General features: G+C 70.7%; 20 protein-coding genes. 13 read left to right on the plus strand and 7 right to left on the minus strand.

Going from position 1 to position 24,939, the window contains the following annotated elements:
- Nucleotides 1–86 precede the first annotated feature (86 nt).
- The 8 genes from kdpF (at nt 87) to C9F11_RS30400 (ending at nt 9,414) form a co-directional block, all read left to right on the plus strand.
- A complete protein-coding gene (gene kdpF / locus C9F11_RS30365) occupies nt 87–176 on the plus strand; it encodes a K(+)-transporting ATPase subunit F (RefSeq protein ID WP_033264828.1) in 90 nt (29 codons plus the stop codon).
- An 8-nt stretch (nt 177–184) separates the two neighbouring features.
- Nucleotides 185–1,849, plus strand: a complete 1,665-nt coding sequence (gene kdpA / locus C9F11_RS30370) for a potassium-transporting ATPase subunit KdpA (protein ID WP_138962247.1) — start codon at nt 185–187, stop codon at nt 1,847–1,849.
- Entirely contained in the window at nt 1,846–3,990 is a 2,145-nt protein-coding gene (gene kdpB, locus C9F11_RS30375) for a potassium-transporting ATPase subunit KdpB (protein ID WP_138962248.1), read from the plus strand. Before kdpA ends, kdpB begins: the two co-directional genes overlap by 4 nt.
- 6 nt (nt 3,991–3,996) lie before the next feature.
- Entirely contained in the window at nt 3,997–4,719 is a 723-nt protein-coding gene (locus tag C9F11_RS30380) for a potassium-transporting ATPase subunit C (RefSeq protein ID WP_138962249.1), read from the plus strand.
- A 177-nt stretch (nt 4,720–4,896) separates the two neighbouring features.
- Complete coding sequence (locus C9F11_RS30385; RefSeq protein ID WP_138962250.1) at nt 4,897–7,443, plus strand: sensor histidine kinase KdpD; 2,547 nt, start codon at nt 4,897–4,899, stop codon at nt 7,441–7,443.
- A 74-nt stretch (nt 7,444–7,517) separates the two neighbouring features.
- Nucleotides 7,518–8,201, plus strand: a complete 684-nt coding sequence (locus C9F11_RS30390) for a response regulator (protein WP_138962251.1) — start codon at nt 7,518–7,520, stop codon at nt 8,199–8,201.
- A 61-nt stretch (nt 8,202–8,262) separates the two neighbouring features.
- The gene (locus C9F11_RS30395; protein WP_138962252.1) at nt 8,263–8,661 is read left to right on the plus strand and encodes an OB-fold nucleic acid binding domain-containing protein; all 399 of its coding nucleotides are present in this window, start codon (nt 8,263–8,265) and stop codon (nt 8,659–8,661) included.
- Nucleotides 8,662–8,664: 3 nt separating this feature from the next.
- Complete coding sequence (locus C9F11_RS30400) at nt 8,665–9,414, plus strand: DUF3159 domain-containing protein (RefSeq protein ID WP_138962253.1); 750 nt, start codon at nt 8,665–8,667, stop codon at nt 9,412–9,414.
- A gap of 108 nt (nt 9,415–9,522) precedes the next feature.
- Here C9F11_RS30400 and C9F11_RS30405 read toward each other — a convergent pair whose 3' ends face one another.
- From C9F11_RS30405 to C9F11_RS30420, 4 genes are all read right to left on the minus strand, one after another.
- Complete coding sequence (locus tag C9F11_RS30405) at nt 9,523–10,185, minus strand: TrkA family potassium uptake protein (RefSeq protein ID WP_138962254.1); 663 nt, start codon at nt 10,183–10,185, stop codon at nt 9,523–9,525.
- Nucleotides 10,185–10,853 carry a TrkA family potassium uptake protein gene (locus tag C9F11_RS30410; protein WP_030682402.1) on the minus strand — a complete coding sequence of 223 codons (669 nt, stop codon included), beginning with the start codon at nt 10,851–10,853 and terminating at the stop codon, nt 10,185–10,187. Before C9F11_RS30410 ends, C9F11_RS30405 begins: the two co-directional genes overlap by 1 nt.
- A gap of 222 nt (nt 10,854–11,075) precedes the next feature.
- Nucleotides 11,076–11,315 carry a hypothetical protein gene (locus C9F11_RS30415; protein ID WP_138962255.1) on the minus strand — a complete coding sequence of 80 codons (240 nt, stop codon included), beginning with the start codon at nt 11,313–11,315 and terminating at the stop codon, nt 11,076–11,078.
- Complete coding sequence (locus C9F11_RS30420; RefSeq protein ID WP_138962256.1) at nt 11,312–11,647, minus strand: winged helix-turn-helix domain-containing protein; 336 nt, start codon at nt 11,645–11,647, stop codon at nt 11,312–11,314. The genes C9F11_RS30415 and C9F11_RS30420 overlap by 4 nt, the downstream gene beginning before the upstream one ends.
- A gap of 202 nt (nt 11,648–11,849) precedes the next feature.
- Between C9F11_RS30420 and C9F11_RS30425 the strand changes: the two genes are divergently transcribed.
- The 5 genes from C9F11_RS30425 (at nt 11,850) to C9F11_RS30445 (ending at nt 22,413) form a co-directional block, all read left to right on the plus strand.
- Nucleotides 11,850–14,117 carry an MMPL family transporter gene (locus C9F11_RS30425; protein ID WP_138962257.1) on the plus strand — a complete coding sequence of 756 codons (2,268 nt, stop codon included), beginning with the start codon at nt 11,850–11,852 and terminating at the stop codon, nt 14,115–14,117.
- Nucleotides 14,118–14,282: 165 nt separating this feature from the next.
- On the plus strand, nt 14,283–16,331 hold the full coding sequence (locus C9F11_RS30430; protein ID WP_138962258.1) for an APC family permease: 2,049 nt from the start codon (nt 14,283–14,285) through the stop codon (nt 16,329–16,331).
- Nucleotides 16,332–16,613: 282 nt separating this feature from the next.
- A complete protein-coding gene (locus C9F11_RS30435; RefSeq protein ID WP_138962259.1) occupies nt 16,614–17,945 on the plus strand; it encodes a class I SAM-dependent RNA methyltransferase in 1,332 nt (443 codons plus the stop codon).
- A gap of 222 nt (nt 17,946–18,167) precedes the next feature.
- Entirely contained in the window at nt 18,168–20,096 is a 1,929-nt protein-coding gene (locus C9F11_RS30440; RefSeq protein ID WP_138962260.1) for a DNA/RNA helicase domain-containing protein, read from the plus strand.
- A 202-nt stretch (nt 20,097–20,298) separates the two neighbouring features.
- Nucleotides 20,299–22,413: a DUF2075 domain-containing protein gene (locus tag C9F11_RS30445; RefSeq protein WP_138967165.1), complete on the plus strand. Its 2,115-nt coding sequence runs from the start codon at nt 20,299–20,301 to the stop codon at nt 22,411–22,413.
- 59 nt (nt 22,414–22,472) lie between these two features.
- On the opposite strand, the gene C9F11_RS48845 is transcribed toward C9F11_RS30445, so the two are convergent.
- From C9F11_RS48845 to C9F11_RS30455, 3 genes are all read right to left on the minus strand, one after another.
- Nucleotides 22,473–22,601: a DUF6408 family protein gene (locus tag C9F11_RS48845; RefSeq protein ID WP_234334465.1), complete on the minus strand. Its 129-nt coding sequence runs from the start codon at nt 22,599–22,601 to the stop codon at nt 22,473–22,475.
- Nucleotides 22,602–22,809: 208 nt separating this feature from the next.
- Entirely contained in the window at nt 22,810–23,475 is a 666-nt protein-coding gene (locus C9F11_RS30450) for a response regulator transcription factor (protein WP_138962261.1), read from the minus strand.
- Entirely contained in the window at nt 23,463–24,719 is a 1,257-nt protein-coding gene (locus C9F11_RS30455) for a sensor histidine kinase (protein ID WP_138962262.1), read from the minus strand. Before C9F11_RS30455 ends, C9F11_RS30450 begins: the two co-directional genes overlap by 13 nt.
- Nucleotides 24,720–24,939 lie beyond the last annotated feature (220 nt).

Genomic DNA, 24,939 nt, shown 5'->3' on the forward strand with positions numbered 1-24,939 from the left:
CACACGATGGCCGACGTGGCCTTCGTCGTCACCACGATCGCGGTCTTCGCGCTGGTGGCTCTCGTCGCCAAGGGGGTGGCGAAGCTGTGACCGCCGAAAACATCGTCGGCCTCGTCGTGGCCGTCGCCCTGCTCGGTTATCTCGTCCTCGCCCTCGTGTTCCCGGAGAGGTTCTGAGCCCCGACATGAGTCCCGTTCTCGCTGGCGTGCTCCAGCTCCTCGCGCTCGTGGCCGCGCTGGCCCTCGCGTACCGTCCGCTCGGCGACTACATGGCCGGCGTCTACTCCTCCGACAAGCATCTGCGCGTCGAGAAGTGGATCTACAAGGGCATCGGCGCCCACCCCGGCACCCAGATGCGCTGGCCCGCCTATCTGCGCGGCGTGCTCTCCTTCTCCCTGGCGAGCCTGCTCTTCCTGTACCTGCTCCAGCGGATCCAGGGCTCGCTGCCCGGCTCGCTCGGCTTCAAGGCGATCGACCCGGACCAGGCGTTCAACACCGCCGCGTCCTTCGTCGCCAACACCAACTGGCAGTCGTACTACGGCGAGCAGGCCATGGGCCACGTCGTGCAGACCGCCGGTCTCGCGGTGCAGAACTTCGTCTCCGCGGCCGTCGGCATCGCCGTCGCCGTGGCCCTGGTGCGCGGCTTCTCCCGCTCGCGCACCGGTGAGCTCGGCAACTTCTGGGCCGACCTGGTGCGCGGCGTCGTCCGCATCCTGATCCCGATCTCCGTGATCGGCGCGCTCGTCCTGGTCGCCTGCGGCGCGATCCAGAACTTCTCCGGCATCCACGGGGTCGGCCAGTTCCTGGGCGGCGAGCAGCAGTGGAACGGCGGCGCGGTCGCCTCCCAGGAGGTCATCAAGGAGCTGGGCACCAACGGCGGCGGCTACTTCAACGCCAACTCCTCCCACCCCTTCGAGAACCCGAACCCGATCTCGAACCTCTTCGAGATCTTCCTGATCCTGGTGATCCCGTTCGCCCTGACCCGGACCTTCGGCCGGATGGTCGGCTCGCTCCGGCAGGGCTACGCGATCCTCGCCACGATGGCGACGATCTGGCTCGGCTTCACCGCGCTGATGATGTGGACCGAGTTCCACCACGGCGGACCGGCGTTCGACCTCGCGGGCGGGGCGATGGAGGGCAAGGAGACGCGGTTCGGCGTCGGCGGCTCGTCGATCTTCGCGGTGGCCACCACGCTCACCTCCACCGGCGCGGTGAACTCCTTCCACTCCTCGTACACCGGCTTCGGCGGCGGGATCACGATGCTGGGCATGCAGCTCGGCGAGATCGCACCCGGCGGCGTCGGGTCCGGCCTCTACGGCATGCTCGTCATGGCGATCATCGCGGTCTTCCTCGCCGGTCTGATGGTCGGCCGCACCCCCGAGTACTTGGGCAAGAAGCTCGGCACCCGCGAGATCAAGCTCGCGGCCTGCTACATCCTCGTCACGCCCGCGCTCGTCCTCGGCTTCACCGGCGCCTCGATGGCGATGGACACGCCGAAGAACTCGATGACCAACAGCGGCGCCCACGGCTTCTCGGAGATCCTGTACGCCTTCACCTCCGGCGCCAACAACAACGGTTCGGCCTTCGCGGGCCTGAACGCGGACACGCAGTGGTTCAACACCACGATCGGTCTCGCGATGCTCCTCGGCCGGTTCCTGCCGATGGTGTTCGTGCTCGCGCTCGCCGGATCCCTCGCCGAGCAGCGGCCGATCCCGAAGACTGCGGGCACCCTGCGCACCGAGAAGCCGCTGTTCACGGGCCTGCTCGTCGGCACCATCATGATCATCACTGGTCTGACGTACTTCCCGGCGCTCGCGCTCGGGCCGCTCGCCGAGGGTCTCGCGTCATGACCACCCACACCAGGAAGCAAGAGGAGCGCAGCTCCATGACCACCGCTACTCCCACGCGCGCGCCGCACCAGGACGTGCCGACCGGCCACAAGCCGGACGACGGCAAGGTCGGCGGCGGTCTCTTCGACCCGGCCCAGCTCCTGAAGTCCTTCCCGGACGCCCTGCGGAAGCTCGATCCGCGCGTGATGGTCAAGTCGCCCGTGATGTTCGTGGTCCTGATCGGCTCGGTGCTGACCACCGTGCTCGCCTTCAAGGACCCGGGCGACTGGTTCGGCTGGACGATCGCCGCGTGGCTGTGGCTGACCACGGTCTTCGCCAATCTGGCGGAGGCGGTCGCCGAGGGCCGCGGCAAGGCCCAGGCCGACACGCTGCGCAAGGCCAAGACCGACACGGTCGCCCGGCGCCTGTCCGCCGACGGCAGGAGCGAGGAGCAGGTGCCCGGCACCGACTTGAAGGTCGGTGACCTGGTCGTCTGCGAGGCGGGCGACATCATCCCCGGCGACGGTGACGTCGTCGAAGGTGTGGCGAGCGTCGACGAGTCGGCGATCACCGGTGAGTCGGCGCCCGTCATCCGCGAGTCCGGCGGCGACCGGTCCGCGGTCACCGGCGGTACGAAGGTCCTCTCCGACCGCGTCGTCATCAAGATCACGACCAAGCCCGGCGAGACCTTCATCGACCGGATGATCAACCTGGTCGAGGGCGCGGCCCGGCAGAAGACGCCCAACGAGATCGCCCTGAACATCCTGCTCGCCTCGCTGACCATCGTCTTCCTGCTCGCGGTCGTCACGCTCCAGCCGTTCGCCGTGTACGCCGGTGCCGAGCAGTCCATGATCGTGCTCTGCGCGCTCCTGGTCTGCCTCATCCCGACGACCATCGGCGCCCTGCTCTCCGCGATCGGCATCGCGGGCATGGACCGCCTGGTCCAGCGCAACGTCCTCGCCATGTCCGGGCGGGCCGTCGAGGCCGCCGGTGACGTCTCCACGCTGCTGCTCGACAAGACCGGCACCATCACGCTCGGCAACCGCCAGGCCGCCGAGTTCGTGCCGGTGCGGGGCACCACCGAGGCCGAGGTCGCCGACGCCGCGCAGCTCTCCTCGCTGGCCGACGAGACGCCCGAGGGCCGCTCCATCGTCGTCCTCGCCAAGGAGAAGTACGGGCTGCGCGAGCGCCACCAGGGCGAGCTGACCGGCGCCGAGTGGATCGCCTTCACCGCCCAGACCCGGATGTCGGGCGTGGACGTGGACGGGCGCAAGGTCCGCAAGGGCGCGACCGGCTCGGTCGTCGCCTGGGTCCGCGAGCGCGGCGGCACCGTCTCCGACGAGGCCCAGGAGCTCACCGACACGATCTCGCAGGCGGGCGGCACCCCGCTCCTCGTGGCGATCGAGGACACCGAGGGCGCCCGCGTGCTCGGCGTCATCCACCTCAAGGACGTCGTCAAGGAGGGCATGCGGGAGCGGTTCGACGAACTGCGCCGCATGGGCATCAAGACCGTCATGATCACGGGTGACAACCCGCTGACGGCCAAGGCGATCGCCGACGAGGCGGGCGTGGACGACTTCCTCGCGGAGGCCACGCCCGAGGACAAGATGGCGCTCATCAAGCGCGAGCAGGCCGGCGGCAAGCTCGTGGCGATGACGGGTGACGGCACGAACGACGCGCCCGCGCTCGCGCAGGCCGACGTCGGCGTGGCCATGAACACCGGCACCTCGGCCGCCAAGGAGGCCGGGAACATGGTGGACCTGGACTCCAACCCGACCAAGCTCATCGAGATCGTGGAGATCGGCAAGCAGCTGCTCATCACGCGCGGCGCCCTGACGACCTTCTCGATCGCCAACGACGTGGCGAAGTACTTCGCGATCATCCCGGCGATGTTCGCGGTGGTCTACCCGGGCCTGGACAAGCTCAACATCATGGATCTGTCCAGCCCCAAGTCCGCGATCCTGTCGGCCGTCATCTTCAACGCGCTGATCATCGTGGCCCTGGTGCCGCTGGCCCTGAAGGGCGTGCAGTACCGGCCCATGAGCGCCGACCGGATGCTGCGGCGCAACCTCGGGATCTACGGTCTCGGCGGTCTGGTCGCGCCGTTCATCGGCATCAAGGTCATCGACCTGCTCCTCTCCCTCATCCCCGGCATTGGGTGACTTGGCATGAATAACTCCGTCGGAAACACCGCCCGGTTGCTGGGCGCGGGCCTGCGGGCCGTGCTCGTCCTCACCGTGGTCTGCGGCGTGATCTACCCGCTCGTCGTCACCGGCGTCGCCCAGGCCGTCTTCCCCAACAAGGCCAACGGCTCCGAGGTCAAGGACGGCGGCGAGGTCGTCGGCTCCGCGCTCATCGGCCAGCGCTACGACCTGCCCCTGAAGAAGGGCCAGGAGACGCCCGAGCCGGACCTGAAGTGGTTCCAGCCCCGGCCCTCCAACGGCCTCGGCAGCAACAGCGTGAACACCCGGTACAAGCTGCTCCTGTCCGGCGCGACCAACCTCTCGGGCGACTCCGGGTCCGTCAAGGACAAGGACGGCAGGCAGGTCTGCGACCCCAAGGCCGCCGACGGGCTCTGCGCCCAGGTGAAGGCCGCCAAGGACGCCGTCGTCAAGGACAACTCGACGGCCGACTTCAAGGTCGGCCCGGCGGACGTCCCCGCGGACGCCGTCACCTCCTCCGCCTCGGGCCTGGACCCGCACATCTCACCGGCGTACGCCGACCTCCAGGCGCACCGGGTCGCCGCGAGGAACCACCTGGACGTCAAGGCCGTCGAGAAGCTGGTCGACGACCACACCGACGGCCGCGTCCTCGGCTTCATGGGGGAGCCCCGGGTGAACGTCCTGAAGCTCAACATCGCCCTGAAGCACCTGGCCGCCGCCAAGGGCTGACACCACCCCGGCCTGTGGGCCCCCGGCGTGTCCGGGGGCCCACAGGCCTGCGCGGCGCCGGGCGCATCAGGGTTGCGTCAAGGACCCTCAGGAACGCCCGCCTCGTCCGTTTTACCGCGATTGTTGGCCGTAGGGTCGACGCTGCGTACACAGCAGTTTCAGGAAGACAATGGGGCCATGGCACGCGGCAAGCTTCGGATCTACCTCGGTGCGGCACCGGGTGTCGGCAAGACGTACGCGATGCTGTCCGAGGCCCACCGCCGTGTCGAGCGCGGCACGGACTGCGTGGTGGCGTTCGTCGAGCATCACGGGCGGCCGCGCACGGAAGTGATGCTGCACGGCCTGGAGGTCGTACGGCGCAAGGAGCTGGAGTACCGGGGCGCGGCCTTCACCGAGATGGACGTGGACGCCGTGCTGCGCCGGGCCCCGGCCGTGGCGCTCGTGGACGAGCTGGCCCACACGAACGTGCCGGGCTCGCGCAACGCCAAGCGCTGGCAGGACGTCGAGGAGCTCCTCGAAGGGGGCATCGACGTCATATCGACGGTGAACATCCAGCACCTGGAGTCGCTGGGTGACGTGGTGGAGTCGATCACGGGGGTGCGTCAGCGCGAGACGGTGCCGGACGAGGTGGTGCGGCGCGCGGACCAGATCGAGCTGGTGGACATGTCGCCGCAGGCGCTGCGGCGGCGGATGGCGCACGGCAACATCTACAAGGCGGACAAGGTCGACGCGGCCCTGTCGAACTACTTCCGGCCGGGCAATCTGACGGCGCTGCGGGAGCTGGCGCTGCTGTGGGTGGCCGACCGGGTCGACGAGTACCTCCAGCAGTACCGGGGCGAGCACAACATCCGCTCGACCTGGCAGGCCCGTGAGCGCATCGTCGTCGGCCTCACCGGCGGCCCCGAGGGCCGCACGCTCATCCGGCGCGCCTCCCGCATGGCCGCCAAGGGCTCCGGCAGCGAGATCCTCGCGGTCTACATCGCCCGCAGCGACGGCCTGACCGCGGCCTCGCCCAAGGAGCTCGCCGTCCAGCGCACCCTGGTCGAAGACCTGGGAGGAACGTTCCACCACGTCATCGGCGACGACATCCCCGCCGCGCTGCTCGACTTCGCCCGGGGCGTCAACGCCACCCAGATCGTCCTCGGCTCCTCGCGCCGCAAGGCCTGGCAGTACGTGTTCGGGCCCGGCGTCGGCGCCACCGTGGCCCGTGACTCCGGGCCCGACCTGGACGTCCACATCGTCACGCACAGCGAGGTCGCCAAGGGGCGCGGCCTTCCCGTGGCGCGCGGTGCCCGGCTCGGCCGCTCCCGGCTCATCTGGGGCTGGCTCGCCGGCGTCGTGGGGCCCGCGCTGCTCACCCTGCTCCTGACGCACATCGACGTCGACCTCGGCCTCGCCAACGACATGCTGCTGTTCCTGACCCTCACGGTCGCGGCGGCGCTGCTCGGCGGCATGCTCCCGGCCCTCGCCTCGGCGGCCTTCGGGTCCCTGCTGCTCAACTACTTCTTCGCGCCGCCGCTGCACCAGTGGACGATCTCCGACGCCAAGAACATCGTGGCGATCTGCGTCTTCGTGTCCGTCGCGGTGTCCGTGGCGTCCGTGGTCGACCTCGCGGCCCGCCGCACCCACCAGGCCGCCCGCCTGCGCGCCGAGTCGGAGATCCTCTCCCACCTCGCGGGCAGCGTGCTGCGCGGCGAGAACAGCCTCGCGGCGCTCCTGGAGACCATGCGGGAGACCTTCGCGATGGAGGCCGTGGCCCTCCTGGAGCGCGAGAACGACACGGCGCCCTGGACCTGCGCGGGCAGCGTCGGCAGCGGCGCGCACGTGGGCCGCCCCGAGGACGCCGACGTGGACGTGCCCGTGGGCGACCACATGGCGCTCGCCCTGTCGGGCCGGGTGCTGCCCGCGGAGGACCGCCGCGTGCTCGCCGCGTTCGCCGCGCAGGCCGCGGTGGTCCTCGACCGCCAGCGCCTGCAGTCCGAGGCCGACCGGGCGCGCACCCTCGCCGAGGGCAACCGCATCCGCACCGCCCTGCTCGCCGCCGTCAGCCACGATCTGCGCACCCCCCTCGCCGGGATCAAGGCGTCGGTGTCCAGCCTGCGCTCCGAGGACGTGGAGTGGTCCGAGGAGGACCGGGCCGAGCTGCTCGAAGGCATCGAGGCGGGCGCCGACCGGCTCGACCACCTCGTCGGCAACCTCCTGGACATGTCCCGCCTCCAGACCGGCACCGTCGCCCCCCTGATCCGCGAGATCGACCTCGACGAGGTGGTGCCGATGGCGCTCGGGGGCGTGCCCGACGGCAGCGTGGACCTCGACGTCCCCGAGGACCTGCCGATGGTCGCCGTCGACAAGGGCCTCCTGGAGCGCGCCGTCGCCAACGTCGTGGAGAACGCCGTCAAGTACGCGCCCGAGGACACGCCGGTCCTGGTGTCGGCGAGCGCCCTCGGGGACCAGGTGCAGCTGCGCGTCGTGGACCGGGGCCCCGGCGTCCCCGATGACGCCAAGGAGCGCATCTTCGAGCCGTTCCAGCGTTACGGTGACGCTCCACGCGGCAGTGGCGTGGGCCTCGGCCTCGCCGTCGCCCGCGGCTTCGTGGAATCCATGGAGGGCACCCTCAACGCCGAGGACACCCCCGGCGGTGGCCTCACGATGGTGCTGACGCTGAAGGTGGCGGGCGGCCGGCCGCCCGTCGTGCCCGACCTCTCCGCCCAGATGACCTCGTGACCGCCACCGCCGGCCGCGCACGGGGCACAACCAGCCGCACGAGCGGCGCTGACAAGCCCGAAAGGCAGGTAGGAATGACCCGGGTGCTCGTGGTCGACGACGAGCCGCAGATCGTACGCGCCCTCGTGATCAACCTGAAGGCGCGCAAGTACGACGTGGACGCGGCACCGGACGGCGCGACCGCCCTCCAGCTCGCCGCCGCCCGCCACCCCGACGTGATCGTGCTCGACCTCGGTCTGCCCGACATGGACGGGGTGGAGGTGATCAAGGGGCTGCGCGGCTGGACGCGGGTGCCGATCCTGGTGCTCTCCGCCCGGCACAGCTCCGACGAGAAGGTCGAGGCCCTGGACGCGGGCGCCGACGACTACGTGACCAAGCCCTTCGGCATGGACGAGCTCCTGGCCCGGCTGCGGGCCGCCGTGCGGCGGGCCGAGCCCACCGGGGCGGGTGAGGACGACGTCACGATCGAGACCGAGGACTTCACGGTCGACCTGGCCGCCAAGAAGGTCAACCGGGGCGGGCGCGACGTGCGCCTGACCCCCACCGAGTGGCACCTCCTGGAGGTCCTCGTACGCAACGCGGGCCGTCTCGTCAGCCAGAAACAGCTCCTCCAGGAGGTCTGGGGGCCCTCGTACGGCACGGAGACGAACTACCTGCGGGTCTACATGGCCCAGCTGCGGCGCAAGCTGGAGACGGACCCGGCGCACCCCCGGCACTTCATCACGGAGCCCGGGATGGGCTACCGCTTCGAGCGGTGACCTGCCGGGGGCCGCGCACCGGCGTTGCGGGGGTGTCGGGGAGCACCGGTAGGCTCGGGGTATGAGTGCTGTTCCTGGATCCGACAGGCCCGCCGGCCGCTTCCGGCGCATGCTCGACCGGCTGTCGTCCTCCCAGCAGGACTTGGACTCCCAGGAACTGCGCGAGGACGCCGAGACGGCCGGCTGCACCCGCATCGGCGACTGCCACGACCGCCAGATCGTCACGGTCACTGGTACGTTGCGCACGGTCACCCTGCGGCCACGGGCCGGTGTGCCCGCCCTGGAGGCGGAGCTGTTCGACGGCTCCGCCGCGGTGGACGTGGTGTGGCTCGGCAGACGTTCCATCGTCGGCATCGAGCCGGGCCGCCGCCTGATCGCCTCGGGGCGGATATCCATAGACCGCGGCCGCAGAGTGCTCTTCAACCCCAAGTACGAACTCAGACCGCTCGGACGGGAGTAGCCGGTGACGTCAGTCGACAAGCCGACCGACCAGGGCCTGGCGGGCGCGAGCCCCCAGGACACGGACACCAGGGCTCTGACGCAGGCCGCGCTCTTCGACGCCTTCGGCGGCATCCGCGGCACGGTCGAGACGATGGTCCCGGGCCTGCTGTTCGTGTTGATCTACACGATCAACAAGGACCTGCACAGCTCGGCGATCGCCGCGCTCGGCGTCGCGCTGCTCCTGGTCGTGGTCCGGCTGGTCCGTCGGGACACGGTCAAGCATGCGTTCAGCGGCGTCTTCGGCGTCGCGTTCGGCGTCGCCTTCGCCATGTTCACGGGCAACGCCAAGGACTTCTATCTGCCCGGGATGATCTACGGCACCGGCCTCGGCGCCGCCTTCTTCCTGTCGGCGCTCGTGGGCTTCCCACTGCTCGGCCTGCTGCTCGGGCCGGTCTTCCGGGAGAACCTCTCCTGGCGCACCCGCAACCCGGGCCGCAAGAAGGCGTACACCAAGGCGTCCCTGGCCTGGGGCCTGATCTTCCTCGCGAAGTACGCGATCCTCTTCCCGCTGTACTGGTGGGGGGACACCGAGCAGCTCGGCTGGGTCCTGATCGCCCTCAAGCTGCCGCCGATGGTCCTCGCGGTGTACTTCACCTGGATCTTCCTGGCGAAGGCCCCGCCGCCCATTGATGTTTTCGCGGAGATGGAAGCCGAGGAGCGGGCCGAGGCCGAGCGCAAGGCAGCCGCCGAGCAGCAGCAGCGCCAGGCCTGACTCTCCCCGCCCACCCGCCCCTTCAGGGGCGGGTGGGCGGGGAAAACGCAGGTGGGGGGTGCCCGAACCTTCCGGGCACCCCCCACCTGCGTACAAAGCCTTACGGCTCTAGTTGCGCGCCGACAGCAGGTCCTCCAGCTGCTCCTCGCGCGCCTGGGCGGCCACGAAGAGCAGCTCGTCACCCGCTTCGAGCGAGTCGTCGGGGGTCGGCGTGAGGACGCGCGTGCCCCGGATGATGGTGACGAGCGAGGTGTCCTCGGGCCACTGGACGTCGCCGACCCGGGTGCCCGCGAAGGCGGACTCCGGCGGCAGCGTCAGCTCGACCAGGTTCGCGTCGCCGTGGCTGAAGCGCAGCAGGCGCACCAGGTCGCCGACGCTCACCGCCTCCTCGACGAGCGCGGACATCAGACGCGGCGTGGACACCGCGACGTCGACGCCCCAGGACTCGTTGAAGAGCCACTCGTTCTTGGGGTTGTTGACGCGGGCGACGACGCGCGGGACGCCGTACTCGGTCTTGGCGAGGAGCGAGACGACCAGGTTCACCTTGTCGTCGCCCGTCGCGGCGATGACCACGTTGCAGCGCTGGAGCGCCGCCTCGTCCAGGGAGGTGATCTCGCAGGCGTCGGCGAGCAGCCACTCGGCCTGCGGGACGCGCTCGACGGAGATGGCCGTCGGCGCCTTGTCGACGAGCAGCACCTCGTGCCCGTTCTCCAGGAGCTCACCGGCGATGGAACGGCCCACCGCGCCCGCTCCGGCAATGGCGACCCTCATCAGTGACCGCCTTCCTCGGGGCCCTCGGCGAATGCCGCCTCGACCTTCTCGACCTCGTCGGTGCGCATCATCACGTGCACCAGGTCGCCCTCCTGCAGGACCGTCTGCGAGGTCGGCAGGACCGCCTCGCCGAGCCGGGTGAGGAAGGCGACGCGCACGCCGGTCTCCTCCTGCAGGCGGCTGATCTTGTGGCCGATCCAGGAGGCGGAGGCGTGCACCTCGGCGAGCTGGACGCCGCCGGTGGGGTCGCGCCACAGCGGCTCGGCGCCGGAGGGCAGCAGCCGCCGCAGCATCTGGTCGGCGGTCCAGCGGACCGTGGCGACCGTGGGGATGCCCAGGCGCTGGTAGACCTCGGCGCGGCGGGGGTCGTAGATGCGGGCGGCGACGTTCTCGATGCCGAACATCTCGCGGGCCACCCGGGCGGCGATGATGTTCGAGTTGTCGCCGCTGGAGACGGCGGCGAAGGCACCCGCGTCCTCGATGCCTGCCTCGCGCAGGGTGTCCTGGTCGAAGCCGACCCCGGTCACGCGACGGCCGCCGAAGCCGGAGCCCAGACGGCGGAAGGCGGTGGGGTCCTGGTCGACCACGGCGACCGTGTGCCCCTGCTGTTCCAGGGTCTGCGCGAGAGCGGAACCGACTCTCCCGCAGCCCATGATGACGATGTGCACGTCGCTACCCCGCGCTCCTCACGGCCCACTTGACCTGCGTAAATGCCCTACTCATGACTCTCTTTCGGCGCGCCTGCGCGGCGGCGGCGCATCCCGCCCAGCGGCTCGCGGTGCGGGGCGCTCTCGACCGGCCCGGTGTGTCCGGGTGCGTTTGCAGAGTCCACGGTAACGGCTTTCGCACGCGGGCCGGAGCCGGAGTGCGCGCGCCCTCGCCGCGGGCCGCTAGTCGACGGAGCGCAGCATGCTCTCCATGGACCCGACCCGCAGGTTCAGCTCGGTGAGCTGGTTGCGCACGGCGTCGGCCTCGGACCGGGCGGTGTCCAGGGCCTGGCGGTAGGCCTCCATCGCCGCCGCGTACTCGCGGTCGCGCTCGCGGCTGCGCTGCGTCTGGAAGTGCGCTACGGCGACGATCGCTCCGGCGAGTATCAGGAAGAAGGCGATCGGGATGATCGCGTCGCTCATGGGGGCGTCTCCTCGGGTGAGTGCTGTCCGGCCTCGCTCGCCCCGTCCTGCCGGGCCGCGGCAAGAATCGTATCCACGTTCAACCGCACGTCAAACGGCGCGAGTTCGAAGTACTTGAGGGCCTTGCCGTCGTCGGAGAGTTCCAGCCTGCCGAGCACGAGGTCCGCCTTCTCCAGGCGCTCCAGGTGCATATAGAGCAGGGGCCGGGAGACGCCCAGGCGCCGTGCCAGCTCACTGACGTACATGGGGCCCGCGGAGAGCTCCTTGATGATCCGGATCCGCTGCGCGTGGCCCACCGCCGAGAGGAAGGCAAGCAGCTCCTCGCTGTTCATGGCCCGCCTCTGTGCCGTTCCGATACCTGTCAGCCAAGGCTTACGCACGCCGTGAAGCACTGTCAAACCCTCCGCCGACCCGGAGTTTCCCGCCGGATCTGACAGTTGACGCACTCATCCTTCACCTGTCAGTCTGCGCTTACACGTCATGTGTAAGTCTGTTCTTACACATGAAGCACGGCTATTCATGGGGGTCGGAGACATGGGGATACGAGGGTCGGGCGGGGAGGGGCGGTCGGTGACCGTGCGGGTGGCGCGGTGGAGCGCGCTGCACCCGTGGCGGGCGATCGTCGGCTGGTTCGTCTTCGTGGCGCTGTGCCTCGTCGCGGGCAGCGCGGCCGGGATGAACAGCGCGGCATCGGAGGACTACCGGGTCGGCGAGGCCGGGCGCGCCGAGGCCATGGCCTCCGAGGGCGACCTGCAGATCAAGTCGCTGGAACAGATCCTGATCAGCGGCCGGGCCGGCAAGCTCGACGAGGCCGAGGCCGACGCCGCCGTGCGGGACGTCACCCGGCGGATGAAGCGGCTGCCCGAGGTCGACGAGGTGGGCGCCCCCGTCCGCTCCGCGAACGGCGAGGTCATCCGCGTACCCGTGACGCTCAACGGCCCGGAGCAGGAGGCGCGGGAGATCGTCGTCCCGCTCCAGGAGCTGACCGAGAAGATCAAGAAGGCCCATCCGGGCGTGGTGGTCGAGGAGACCGGCGCCGCCTCCGTGAGCAAGGGCGTCGACGACCAGCGGGACGAGGACCTCGCCTTCTCCGAGGCGATCACGCTGCCCATCACGCTGATCACGCTGGCCCTGGTGTTCGGCTCGCTGCTGATGGTCGGCGTACCGCTGCTGCTCGCCGTCACCTCGATCGCGGCGACCATGGGCCTGGCGATGCTGGCCTCGCACCTGCTGCCCGACACCGGCGTCGGGCTGAGCATGATCCTGCTCATCGGCATGGCCGTCGGCGTCGACTACACGCTCTTCTACCTCAAGCGCGAGCGCGAGGAGCGGGCCCGCGCGGGCGGCCGGCTCTCCTCGGAGGCGCTCGTCGAGGCCGCCGCCGCGACGGCGGGACGCGCGATCGTCGTCTCGGGGCTCGCCGTCATCGTCTCCACGGCCGCCCTGTTCCTGGCCGACGACGTCATCTTCGACTCGCTCGCCACCGGCACCATCCTGGTCGTGGCGGTCGCCGTGGCCAGCTCGGTCTCCGTGCTGCCCGCGATGCTGGTCAAGCTGGGGCAGCGGGCCGAGCGCCGGGCGGCCCGGCGCCGGGCCCGGGGCAAGCGGGTCAGGCTCCACGAGGAGCGGACGCCGGGCCGCTTCTGGAACGCCCTGCTCGCGCCCGCCCGCAGGCGCCCCGCGCTCACCCTGGGGCTCGCGGTCCTGGCCCTGGTCGGCCTCGCGCTGCCCGCCCTCGACCTGAAGCTGAAGGACCCGGCCCGGGACAGCTTCTCGCGCGAGATCCCGGCGATGCGGGGGTACGACCGGCTGCTCGCCTCCTTCCCCGACGAGCGCCTGCGCTTCCAGGTCGTGGCCCGCTCCGCGCCCGAGCGGTCGGACGACATCGTGCGCGCCCTGCGCGCCCTGGACCGCGAGGCCGCCGCCGACCCGCTCTTCGCCCGCCACGACACGCCGCGGATCAGGACGTCCGAGGACGGCCGCGTCAGCACCCTGGACCTCGGCGCCCGGCACGCCACGTACTCGGACGAGGCCGCACGGACCCTGGACCACCTCCGCGACGACTACCTGCCCGCCACCGTCGGCAGGCTCAGCGGCGTCGAGACGGCCGTCAGCGGCGACGTGCCCCGCGGCGTCGACTACGTGGCCCACCAGAACGAGAAGCTGCCGCTGGTCCTCGGCGCGCTGCTCCTGCTGACGTTCGCCATGACCGTGTACGCCTTCCGGTCCGTCGTGCTCGGCCTGCTCGGCATCGTGCTCAACCTGCTGTCGGCCGCGTCCGCACTCGGGCTGCTGGTCCTCGTCTTCCAGGGCGAGTGGGCGGAGGGCCTGCTGTCGTTCGAGTCGCTGCACGGCATCTCCGCGCGCGTGCCGCTGTTCCTCCTGGTGATCCTCTTCGGGCTCTCGATGGACTACCAGGTGTTCGTGGTCAGCCGGATCCGCGAGGCGGCGCTGAACGGCGTGCCCACCCGCAAGGCCGTCATCGACGGCATCGCGTCCTCGGCGAAGGTCGTCACCAGCGCGGCGATCGTCATGGTCACCGTCTTCGCCAGCTTCGTGATGCTGCACATCCTGGAGATGAAGCAGATGGGCTTCGTGCTCGCGGTGGCGGTCCTGGTCGACGCCTTCGTGATCCGCGTCATGATCCTGCCCGCGGCGCTCCTCCTGCTCGGCCGCGCCACGTGGTGGCCCTCGAAGGCGGTGCGGCGCGCCGAGGAGCGACTGACCCGTGGATACGTTCCGCAGCCTGGCCCGGGTGCGGAGCCGCTGGTCACCGGGGTCGGGACGACGCCCGGACGGTGAGCGGGCGCGCCCCGGCCAGCGGTGGGTGGCCCGTCCGGTCCCGAGGGACCGGACGGGCCACCCACCCGTCGCTTGAACATCTCTTTAACCTTTTCCCCAGGAGGTCTTGACAAGTCGGGGGTACTGGGTGGGCGACACGCTGACGGAGCGCTTACGATCCTCTGCGTGTCCAAACTGACCGACGTGCCCAAACGGATCCTCATCGGGCGCGCACTGCGCAGCGACCGGCTGGGAGAAACGCTCCTGCCGAAGCGCATCGCCCTCCCCGTGTTCGCCTCCGACCCGCTCTCCTCCGTCGCGTACGCGCCCGGCGAGGTGCTGCTCGTCCTGTCGATCGCGGGCGCGTCGGCGTACCACTACAGCCCCTGGATCGCCGTCGCGGTCGTCGTGCTGATGTTCACCGTCGTGGCGTCGTACCGGCAGAACGTGCACGCGTACCCGAGCGGCGGCGGCGACTACGAGGTCGCCAACACCAACCTCGGCCCCAAGGCCGGTCTGACCGTCGCGAGCGCCCTGCTCGTCGACTACGTCCTGACCGTCGCCGTGTCCATCTCCTCCGGCATCGAGAACCTGGGCTCCGCGGTCCCCTTCGTGGTCGAGCACAAGGTGCTCTGCGCGGTCGCCGTCATCGTGCTGCTCACGCTGATGAACCTGCGCGGCGTGAAGGAGTCCGGCAAGCTCTTCGCGATCCCGACGTACGTCTTCGTCGTCGGCGTCTTCCTCATGATCGCCTGGGGCGCCTTCCGCGGCTTCGTCCTCGACGACACCATGAAGGCCCCGACCGCCGACTTCGAGATCAAGGCCGAGCACCAGGGCATCGCGGGCTTCGCCCTCGTCTTCCTGCTCCTGCGCGCCTTCTCCTCCGGCTGTGCCGCGCTCACCGGCGTCGAGGCGATCAGCAACGGCGTGCCCGCCTTCCGCAAGCCCAAGTCGAAGAACGCCGCGACCACGCTCGCGCTCATGGGCGCCCTCGCCGTCACCATGTTCTGCGGCATCATCGGCCTGGCCATGGCGACCAACGTCCACATGGCCGAGAAGCCCGCCAAGGACCTCCTGGAGAACGGCGTCCCCGTCGGCGGCGACTACGTCCAGAACCCGGTGATCTCGCAGGTCGCCGAGGCGGTCTTCGGCAACGGCAGCTTCCTGTTCGTCGTCCTCGCCGCGGCCACCGCCCTCGTGCTCTTCCTCGCCGCGAACACCGCGTACAACGGCTTCCCGCTGCTCGGCTCGATCCTCGCGCAGGACCGCTATCTGCCGCGCCAGCTGCACACCCGCGGCGACCGCCTCGCGTTCTCCAACGGCATCGTGCTCCTCGCGGGCGCCGCGGCCCTCCTCGTCTGGGTCTACGGCGCGGACTCCACCCGCCTGATCCAGCTCTACATCGTCGGCGTCTTCGTCTCCTTCACGCTCAGCCAGATCGGCATGGTCCGGCACTGGAACCGCCATCTGTCCACGGAGCAGGACCCGGGCAAGCGCCGCCACATGGTCCGCTCCCGCGCGATCAACACCTTCGGCGCCTTCTTCACCGGCCTGGTCCTGATCGTCGTCCTCGTCACCAAGTTCACGCACGGCGCCTGGGTCGCACTCCTCGGCATGGTCATCTTCTACGCGACCATGTCCGCGATCCGCCGCCACTACGACCGCGTCGCCGAGGAGATCGCGGCCCCCGAGGGCCCGACCGACGACAGCGTCCGCCCCTCCCGGGTGCACTCCATCGTCCTCGTCTCCAAGATCCACAAGCCGACGCTGCGCGCCCTCGCGTACGCCAAGCTGATGCGCACGGACACCCTGGAGGCGCTGAGCGTCAACGTCGACCCGGCGGAGATCAAGGCCCTGCGCGCCGAGTGGGAACGGCGCGGCATCTCCGTGCCCCTCAAGGTCCTCGACTCGCCGTACCGCGAGATCACCCGCCCGGTCATCGAGTACGTGAAGTCGCTGCGCCGCGAGAGCCCGCGCGACGCGGTGAGCGTGATCATCCCCGAGTACGTGGTGGGCCACTGGTACGAACACCTCCTCCACAACCAGAGCGCCCTGCGCCTCAAGGGCCGGCTGCTCTTCACCCCCGGCGTGATGGTCACCTCCGTCCCCTACCAGCTGGAGTCCTCCGAGGCCGCGAAGAAGCGGGCCCGCAGGCGCCAGGAGTGGAACGCGCCGGGGTCGGTGCGGCGGGGGCCGGTGGAGAAGCGGGCGAAGGAGAAGAGCGGGAAGGGCTGAGCGGGGCGCTCGGCCGGGGCGGCGCCCGGCCGGGGCCGCGCGGCTCGGGCCTGGCCTGGCTTGGACCGGCCTGGCTTGGTCCGGGCGGGGCGTGTGCGGCTCGGGGCTGGCTTCGACCGGGCGGGGTGTGCGTGGCTCGGGCCTGGCTTGGACCGGGCGGGGTGTGCGTGGCTCGGGCCTGGCTTGGTCCGGGCGGGGCGTGCGCGGCTGGACGACGCCCCACGTAGACTGGTGGGCTGTTGTCCGGCCGCTCATCCTTTGACGTTGTGGAGTCACCCCGCCATGCAGGCAGAACCGAAGAATTCACTGGTGGGGGAGGAGTACGAGGTCGAGGTCGGCCCCGTCGCCCACGGCGGCCACTGCATCGCCCGTACGGCCGAGGGCCGCGTCCTCTTCGTGCGCCACACCCTGCCCGGCGAGAAGGTCGTCGCCCGCGTCACGGAAGGCGACGAGTCCTCCCGCTTCCTGCGCGCGGACGCGGTGACGGTCCTCGAACCGTCCAAGGACCGCGTGACGGCCCCCTGCCCCTACTCCGGCCCCGGCCGCTGCGGCGGCTGCGACTGGCAGCACGCCAAGCCGGGCGCGCAGCGCCGCCTCAAGGGCGAGGTCATCGCCGAGCAGCTGAAGCGGCTCGCGGGCCTGACGCCCGAGGAGGCGGGCTGGGACGGCACGGTGATGCCCGCGGAGGGCGACAAGCTCCCGGCGGGCGAGGTCCCGCAGTGGCGCACCCGCGTCCAGTACGCGGTGGACGCCGAGTCCGGCCGGGCGGGCCTGCGCCGCCACCGCTCGCACGAGGTCGAGCCGGTCGACCACTGCATGATCGCGGCGGCGGGCATCAGCGACCTCGGCATCGAGCAGCGCGGCTGGGCGGGCATGGAGTCGGTCGAGGCCATCGCGGCGACGGGCTCGCAGGACCGCCAGGTCATCCTCACCCCGCGGCCCGGGGCCCGCCTGCCCATCGTCGAGCTCGACCAGCCCGTCTCGGTCATGCGGGTCGGCGAGAAGGACGGCGGGGTCCACCGCGTCCACGGCCGCCCCTTCGTCCGCGAGCGCGCGGACGGCCGCACGTACCGCGTCGGCAGCGGCGGCTTCTGGCAGGTCCACCCGAAGGCGGCGGACACGCTGGTGACGGCGGTCATGCAGGGCCTCCTGCCGCGCAAGGGCGAGACGGCCCTCGACCTGTACTGCGGCGTGGGCCTCTTCGCGGGCGCCATCGCCGACCGCGTAGGCGACGAGGGCGCCGTCCTCGGCATCGAGTCCTCCAAGCGCGCCGTCGAGGACGCCCGCCACAACCTCGCCGCCTTCGACCGCGTCCGCGTCGAACAGGGCAAGGTCGAGTCCGTCCTCCCGCGCACGGGCATCACCGAGGTCGACGTCATCGTCCTGGACCCGCCCCGAGCGGGCGCGGGCAAGGCCACGGTCCGCCACCTGGCAGGCCTGGGCGCCCGCCGGATCGCCTACGTGGCCTGCGATCCGGCCGCGCTGGCCCGGGACTTGGGGTACTTCCGCGAGGCGGGGTACCGGGTGCGGATGCTTCGGGCGTTCGATCTGTTTCCTATGACGCATCATGTGGAGTGCGTGGCGATTTTGGAGCCCACGGAGAAGCGCCGCTGACGCGCTGGTGACCCTCGTCCGGTGCTCGTTCCGAACGGGTGCCGGATGGGTTGCTCCGTGTCGTCCGTCCCCCAGTGGCCACCGGCGTAACCGTCGGAGCTGCGAGGTACGCTCGGACGCATCGTCAACGCGGCCCGACGGGCTTCCGGCTCCACCTCGGTGGAGCCTCGAAGGACACGCCCCTACCCGCGCGAGTCACTTCGTGCTGCCTAGGGGAAGTCCTTGCTGTTCCGCGCGTCCGCGAAGACGGTCGCCGTCATGGCGCTCGACACGTCGCTCTACCACCACCTCGCCGAGCAGTTCTTTCATGTGCACGGCTACCGGCCAGGCACCTCGGAGGCGCGTTCCTGGGAGCGGAGCCTTCCGGCGTTGACCGCCGCGCTCAACGACGCGGGGCTGGGCGACGTCGAGGTCATGGTCGAGTACACGCTGCCTCTGAACAGCAAGCGTGCCGATGTTGTGCTCGCCGGAGTCCATCCGGTGTCGGGCGAGCCGTCCTACGTCGTCGTGGAGCTCAAGCAGTGGAGCCAGGCCGAGCCCGATGAGGACGACCTCGCCCTGTGTCGCGTCGACGCCTACGCGCATCCGGTGCTCAACCCCATCGAGCAGGTGCGGCGCTACCGCGAGTACCTCGTCGACTTCAACGGCGCGTTGGCCGAGCACCCCGGCCGTGTCAGCGGCGTGGCGTTCCTCCACAACGCCACCGAGTTCGGTGTCGGCGCCCTGCGTGCGAGGGAACGGGACGACCACGGCCAGCTGTTCACCGCCGAGCGGCGCGGGGAGTTCATCGACTACCTGCGTGCCAGGCTCAGCCCCGATCACTCAGGTGCTCACGCGGCCGATGAACTGCTGGCGGGCAAGACCGCCCCGTCGAAGCAGTTGATGGCAGTCGCGGCCCAAGAAGTGCGGGAGCGAGCGGAGTTCGTCCTTCTGGACGAGCAGCAAGTCGCGTACCGACTGGTGCTCAACGCCGTGCGCAGGGCCAAACGGTCCGACCACAAGGAAGTCGTGATCGTCACCGGTGGGCCCGGCACCGGCAAGAGCGTCATCGCGCTCTCCTTGCTCGGTGAGCTGTACCGGCAGGGCGTTTCCGCGTTGCACGCCACCGGCTCACAGTCGTTCACCAAGACGATGCGGAAGGTCGCGGGGGCGCGCAAGCGTCAGGTGCAGGAGCTGTTCAAGTACTTCAACAGCTTCATGGCGACGGAGAAGAACAGCCTCGACGTCCTGCTGTGCGACGAGGCCCACCGCATCCGTGAGACCTCGGCCAACCGCTACACGCCCGCGGCCCACCGCACCGGCAGGCGGCAGATCGACGAACTCATCGACGCCGCCCGGGTCCCCGTCTTCCTCCTGGACGAGCACCAGGTGGTGCGCCCCGGTGAGATGGGCACCGTGGACGAGATCAGGGCGGCCGCGGCGGCGAAGGGGCTGGACTGCCACGTCGTCCCGCTGGAGAGCCAGTTCCGCTGCGGCGGCAGCGACGCGTACCTGCGGTGGGTGGTACGACTGCTGGGCCTGGAGCCCGGCGGCCCGGTGGAGTGGGAACCCGACGGCCGCATGAGCCTGCTGGTCGCGGAGAGCCCCGGGGAGATGGAATCGTTCCTCCAGGCCCGCCGTGCCCGGAACTACAGTGCGCGGGTGTCCGCCGGTTACTGCTGGCGCTGGTCCCCGGAGCCCAAGCCCGGTGAACCGCTGCCCGCCGACGTCGTCATCGGCGACTGGGCCCGGCCCTGGAACCTCCGAGGTGACCGCTCTGTCGCCGGCGCGCCCCCGGCCGCGCTCTGGGCCACCGACCCCGCGGGTTTCGGACAGGTCGGCTGCGTCTACACGGCTCAGGGGTTCGAGTACGACTGGTCCGGCGTCATCATCGGCCCCGACCTGCTTTGGCGGGGGGATCGATGGGTGACGGACCGGGCGGCGTCCAAGGACCCGGTCTTCAAGAGGTCCACCCCCGATGCCGATGTGGACCGTCTCATCCGTAACACGTACAAGGTGCTGCTGACCCGGGGAATGATCGGCACGATCGTGTACTCGACCGACGCGGAGACGCAGGAGAAGCTGCGGGAGCTGGCGTGCGCCGGGCTGGCGGACGACTCCGCCGCGGGCGGCCGCTCCGAGGCGCGCGGCACCGCGTCGAGTCGGTCGTGAACCTCTGTCCCTTCGGGGCGTTGAGAGCGTGATCCGGCCACGACGTCCGCCCTTCGGTCCGTGAGTGACAGACGTCGCTTTGTGGAGAGCGGCGGTGTTCTTATGATCGCCGATACCGGTTGCGGCCCGACGGGCTTCCCCATGAGGACACGCCCCCACCCGCACGAGTCACTCGTGCCCTGGGGGGAACCATCTCGTGTCCATGCTCCTGCTGAAACTGGCGGCGCAGGATCTGCTCGCTCTGGACGTGAGGCGCCGCATGGTGTCGCACCTCGCCGCCAGGTGGCGGCACTTCCGAGGGGCTGACGCCTCACTGACGGAGAGTTCCGCGTGGGCGGAGAGTCTGGTCAGCCTCGCGAACGACCTCGTGGCCGCCGGACGCGGCAACGTAGAGATGATCGTCGAGTGCGCCGCCACGGTCGACGAGGGCGACCGACCAGGTGCTCCCCGGCTCATCGACGTCGTTCTCGTAGGGCAGCATCCGCGGGAACACCGACTGTCCGTGCAGCTCGTCGAGTTGAAGCGGTGGTCCCTGGTGACCCGGGTGGAGCGGGCCACCGCGGAGGTGGTGCACGTTCCGGGGATGGGCACGAAGAAGCACCCCGCCCTGCAACTGCGTGAGTACTACGAGGCTTTCACCAGCGAAAGGGGCCCGTTCAGCGGGCTCGCGTTCGAATGCGGGGGCTTCGCCTATCTGCACAACGCCACGGACGACTCCGTACGGCCACTGATCGACATCGACGCGCCGACCGGCCCCTACGCTCGCGTGTACACGAACGACGGGCGCGAGCGGCTCCTGGCCTCGCTCCGTGAGAGCTTCACCGAAGAGGGCAGCGCCTCGGCCGCGGAGCTTCTCCTGCAGAGGATGGGGCTGCGCAACACGCCGTTGCTCGATGCCATGATCCGGTCACGCGGTGACGACAGCGTCTTCACGCTGAGGGGGCGGCAGCGGGAGGCCGCCGATCAGATCCTGGACACGGCGTGCAAGGTGCTTCCCGACCCTGAGCGCCCCGCTCTCGTACCCGATGGGAGGCGCGTGGTCTTCCTGGTGACCGGTGGGGCCGGAACCGGCAAGAGCGCGATCGGACTCCAGGTCAAGGCGGAGCTGGAGGCTCAGGGCCGGTCGGTCAAGTACGCCAGCGGCAGCCGGGCGTTCAACGGGGCGATCCAGGAGCACGTGGGCTACGGGGACCGGGCGTTCAGGGAGACGTTCACCTACTTCCACAGCTTCGTGACGCCCCCGGAACCGCCGCTGGACGTGCTGATCTGCGATGAGGCGCACCGTCTTCGCGACCGCTCGACCAGCCGCTTCTGGAGGCCCGAACAGCAGGGCACACGGCCGCAGGTGGACGAACTCCTCGACGCGTCCCGGCTGACCGTCTTCTTCCTGGACGAGGACCAGACCGTACGGCCGAACGAGGTCGGCACGGCCGACCTGATCGAGGAGGCGGCACGGCGGCACGACGCCCGGCTCGTGCGGTACGGGCTTCGGGAGCAATTCCGGTGCGGCGGCAGCGACGCCTACATCGGCTGGGTGCGCGCCGTGCTCGGGGTCACGGACGAGCCGCCGGAGCAGTGGACACCGGACGGGCTCATGCACGTCGAGGTGGCGGAGACCCCCGAGGAACTCGAGCACGTCATTCGTGCCGAAGCGCGGGCGGGCGCTTCCGCCCGTATGGTCGCCGGCTACTGCTGGCCCTGGACGAAGCCGCTCGGCGAGGAGAAGCGGCTGGAGGCCGACGTGCGCATCGGCGACTGGCACCGGCCGTGGAACGCGGACAGCGACAGCTTCTGCGCGGACGGCGCGCCGCCGTCGAAGATCTGGTCCGTGCACGAGAACGGCATCGGCCAGATCGGCTGCGTGTACACGGCGCAGGGGCTGGAGTGGGACTGGTGCGGCGTGATCATGGGCGACGACATGGTGTGGCGGGACGGCCGGTGGCTGTTCCGTCGGGGCAAGGCGTGTGAGGGCCCGCAGCCGAAGGTCAAACGCGTCGACGCACCCGGTTCGTTCGACCCGAAGGTAAGGGCCTCGAGCGTCGACGACGACGAGTTCGCCCGGCTGGTCCGCCACGCCTATCACGTGCTGATGACCCGGGCGAGCCGTGCGACGGTGCTGTATTCCACGGACGAGGAGACACGTGCTTACCTGAAGGAACGTGTCGGCCGGGTCGAGTTCCACGGGCTGCGCCCCACCTGGGAGAACCTGCCGCAGGAGGCACGGATACCGCATCAGCCCCGGCCGCGAAGAGGCAGGCGGCCCCGCAGGAACCGCAATGCGTCGGGGGCGCAAGGAACTGAGACGCGGCTGTTCTGATCAGTGCCGGTCGCGGCGACGTGGAGTGGCGGGCTCTCCGGGCCCGCCACCTGCCTGGGTCAGAAGACCAGGCGCGCTGCCGCGATCAGGCACGCCACCATGAGATTGGTGACGACACCTACGGCGACGTCGGCCAGGATCTCGCGAAGCCGGTGACGACGTGCAGGCTTGTACTCAACGGGGTTCATGCGGCAACCACTCCTCGGTATGAGCTGGGAATGGCAGGGATCGCCCTACCGGGCATCCGCACTCACACCACGTGAGACACATGGTGGAAACCACTCGACAGCCGACCGAGTAGAGGCACCTGAACACCGCCGTCGTACCCTCCGGGAAGGTGCGCAGCGTCAACAACAGTAGTACACGCCCGAGTTGGCAGAAGGTCGCGGGGCATCCTCAGGCCCCCGCCCCCGCGTCCCCCCGCAAATGCGCCAGTACCGCCAGCACCCTGCGGTTGCCCTCCGTCGGGTCCAGGGAGAGCTTCGTGAAGATGTTGCTGGCGTGTTTGACGACTGAGGCCTCGGTGACCGTGAGGCGGTGGGCGATGGTCTGGTTGTTGAGGCCCTGGGCCATCAGGGAGAGCACTTCTCGTTCGCGGGGGGTGAGGCGGGTCAGGGGTTCGGTGCGGCGGGAGAGGAGGACGCGGACGACCTCGGGGTCGATGACCGTTTCGCCCGCGGCGACCCGGCGCAGGGTGGTGAGGAAGTCCGCGACCTCGCCCACCCGGTCCTTGAGGAGGTAGCCGAGGCCCGTCAGGCCCGCGCCGTCGCCGGTCAGGAGCTGGGTGGCGTACGCCGTGGCGACGTACTGGGAGAGGACCAGGACGGGGAGGCGGCCGTGGCGGGCGCGGAGGTCGAGGGCCGCCTTGAGGCCTTCGTCGCGGAAGTCGGGGGGCATGCGGACGTCGGTGATGACGACGTCCGGGCGCTCGGTCTCGACCGCGCGGGTCAGGGACGGGGCGTCGCCCACCGCCGCGACCACCTCGTGGCCGCCGCGCGTGAGCAGTTCCACGAGTCCGGCGCGCAGCAGTACGGCGTCCTCGGCGAGGACTACGCGGAGCACGGTACCTCCACTGTCAGTCGGGTCGGTCCGCCGGCGGGGCTGGACACCGTGAGGCGTCCGCGCAGGATCGCGAGGCGGTCGGCCAGGCCCGTCAGGCCCGTGCCGCCGGCGGGGTCCGCGCCGCCGCGGCCGTCGTCGGTGATCGTCAGCGTGAGGCGTTCCTTGCGCAGGCCGCCCCGCACCTGCACTTCCGTGGCTCCGCTGTGCTTCGCCGCGTTCGTGAGCGCTTCCGTGATGGTGAAGTACGCCGTCGTCTCCACGGCCTCGGGCAGGCGGTGCGGCAGGTCGATGTCGATCCTCACGGGTATCGGGTGCCGCAGCGCGACCTCCGTGACCGCCGCGGCCAGGCCGTGGTCCGTGAGCACCTGCGGGTGGATGCCCCGCACCAGGTCACGCAGCTGGTCCAGGGCACGGCGCGCCTCGCCCCTGCCGCGCGCGAGGAGGGCGGCCGCCCCCGGCCTTGCGTCGCCCAGCTCCATCTCGGCGAGGCCGAGCGTCATGGTGAGGGCGACGAGCTGCTGTTGCGCGCCGTCGTGCAGGTCCCGTTCGATACGGCGGCGCTCCGCTTCGAAGGCGTCCACCAGGCGGGCCCGGGAGCGGGTGAGTTCGACGACGTGCCGGGTGAGTGGTTCCTCGCGAGGGGCCAGGAGGAAGTGCGCCGTGCGTACCTGGACGCCCGCGAGGAGTCCCGCCGCGTACGCGGTCAGGGCCAGGAACAGCAGTCCCGCGGCGGTGAACGGCAGGCCCGCCAGCGGGTGCGGGACCGCCTGCCCCGGGATGATCATCACCGTGTCCGGCGCCAGCGCCCAGACGATGACCGGGCACGTGACCAGGACGAGCGCGAAGAGCAGCAGCAGGGACACGCCGAGGCCCGCGGCCGAGAAGACCAGGGCCAGCAGCCATGCGTAGCCGAGCTCGCGCCACGTCGCCCGCTCCCCGCACCGCGTCCGCAGCCGTGTGCGGAGCCCGGCGCCCTTGAGGGGGCGGTGCGGGTCGCGCAGCGGCGTCGGTTCGACCAGCCCGAGACGGCGGCGTTCGAGGCGTCCCAGGGGGACGCCGGACAGCGCGGCCGCCGTCAGGAGGGCCAGGCCGATCCCCACGGCGGACGTCAGCAGCCCTCCGGCCACGAGCACCAGCATGACGGCCAGCACCACGAGCCCCAGCGGCACGCCCCCGCACACGTACGCCCAGCACCGCAGCGGCCAGGAGGAGAGGAGGAAGCGGTGGGGTGGTCGGTGGCGCATCACCGTCCATACGGTGACCGGTACCGGTGCCGGTGCCGGTGCCGCTGCCGCTGTCGGTGCCAGTGCCGGTGCGGACTCCTCGGCCGCCCGGCCGTCCTGCGGGTGCCCCGGCATCGGTGCCCTCCCGCCGAATGTCGCCTTCCGCGATCACGCCTCGTGATCGTGAAAAGCCTAGTGGGGCGTCGGGCGGCCCGGGGAGTGGGCCTTCCGGTGTGCTCAG

Source organism: Streptomyces sp. YIM 121038 (assembly GCF_006088715.1).
Taxonomy (GTDB): Bacteria; Actinomycetota; Actinomycetes; order Streptomycetales; family Streptomycetaceae; genus Streptomyces.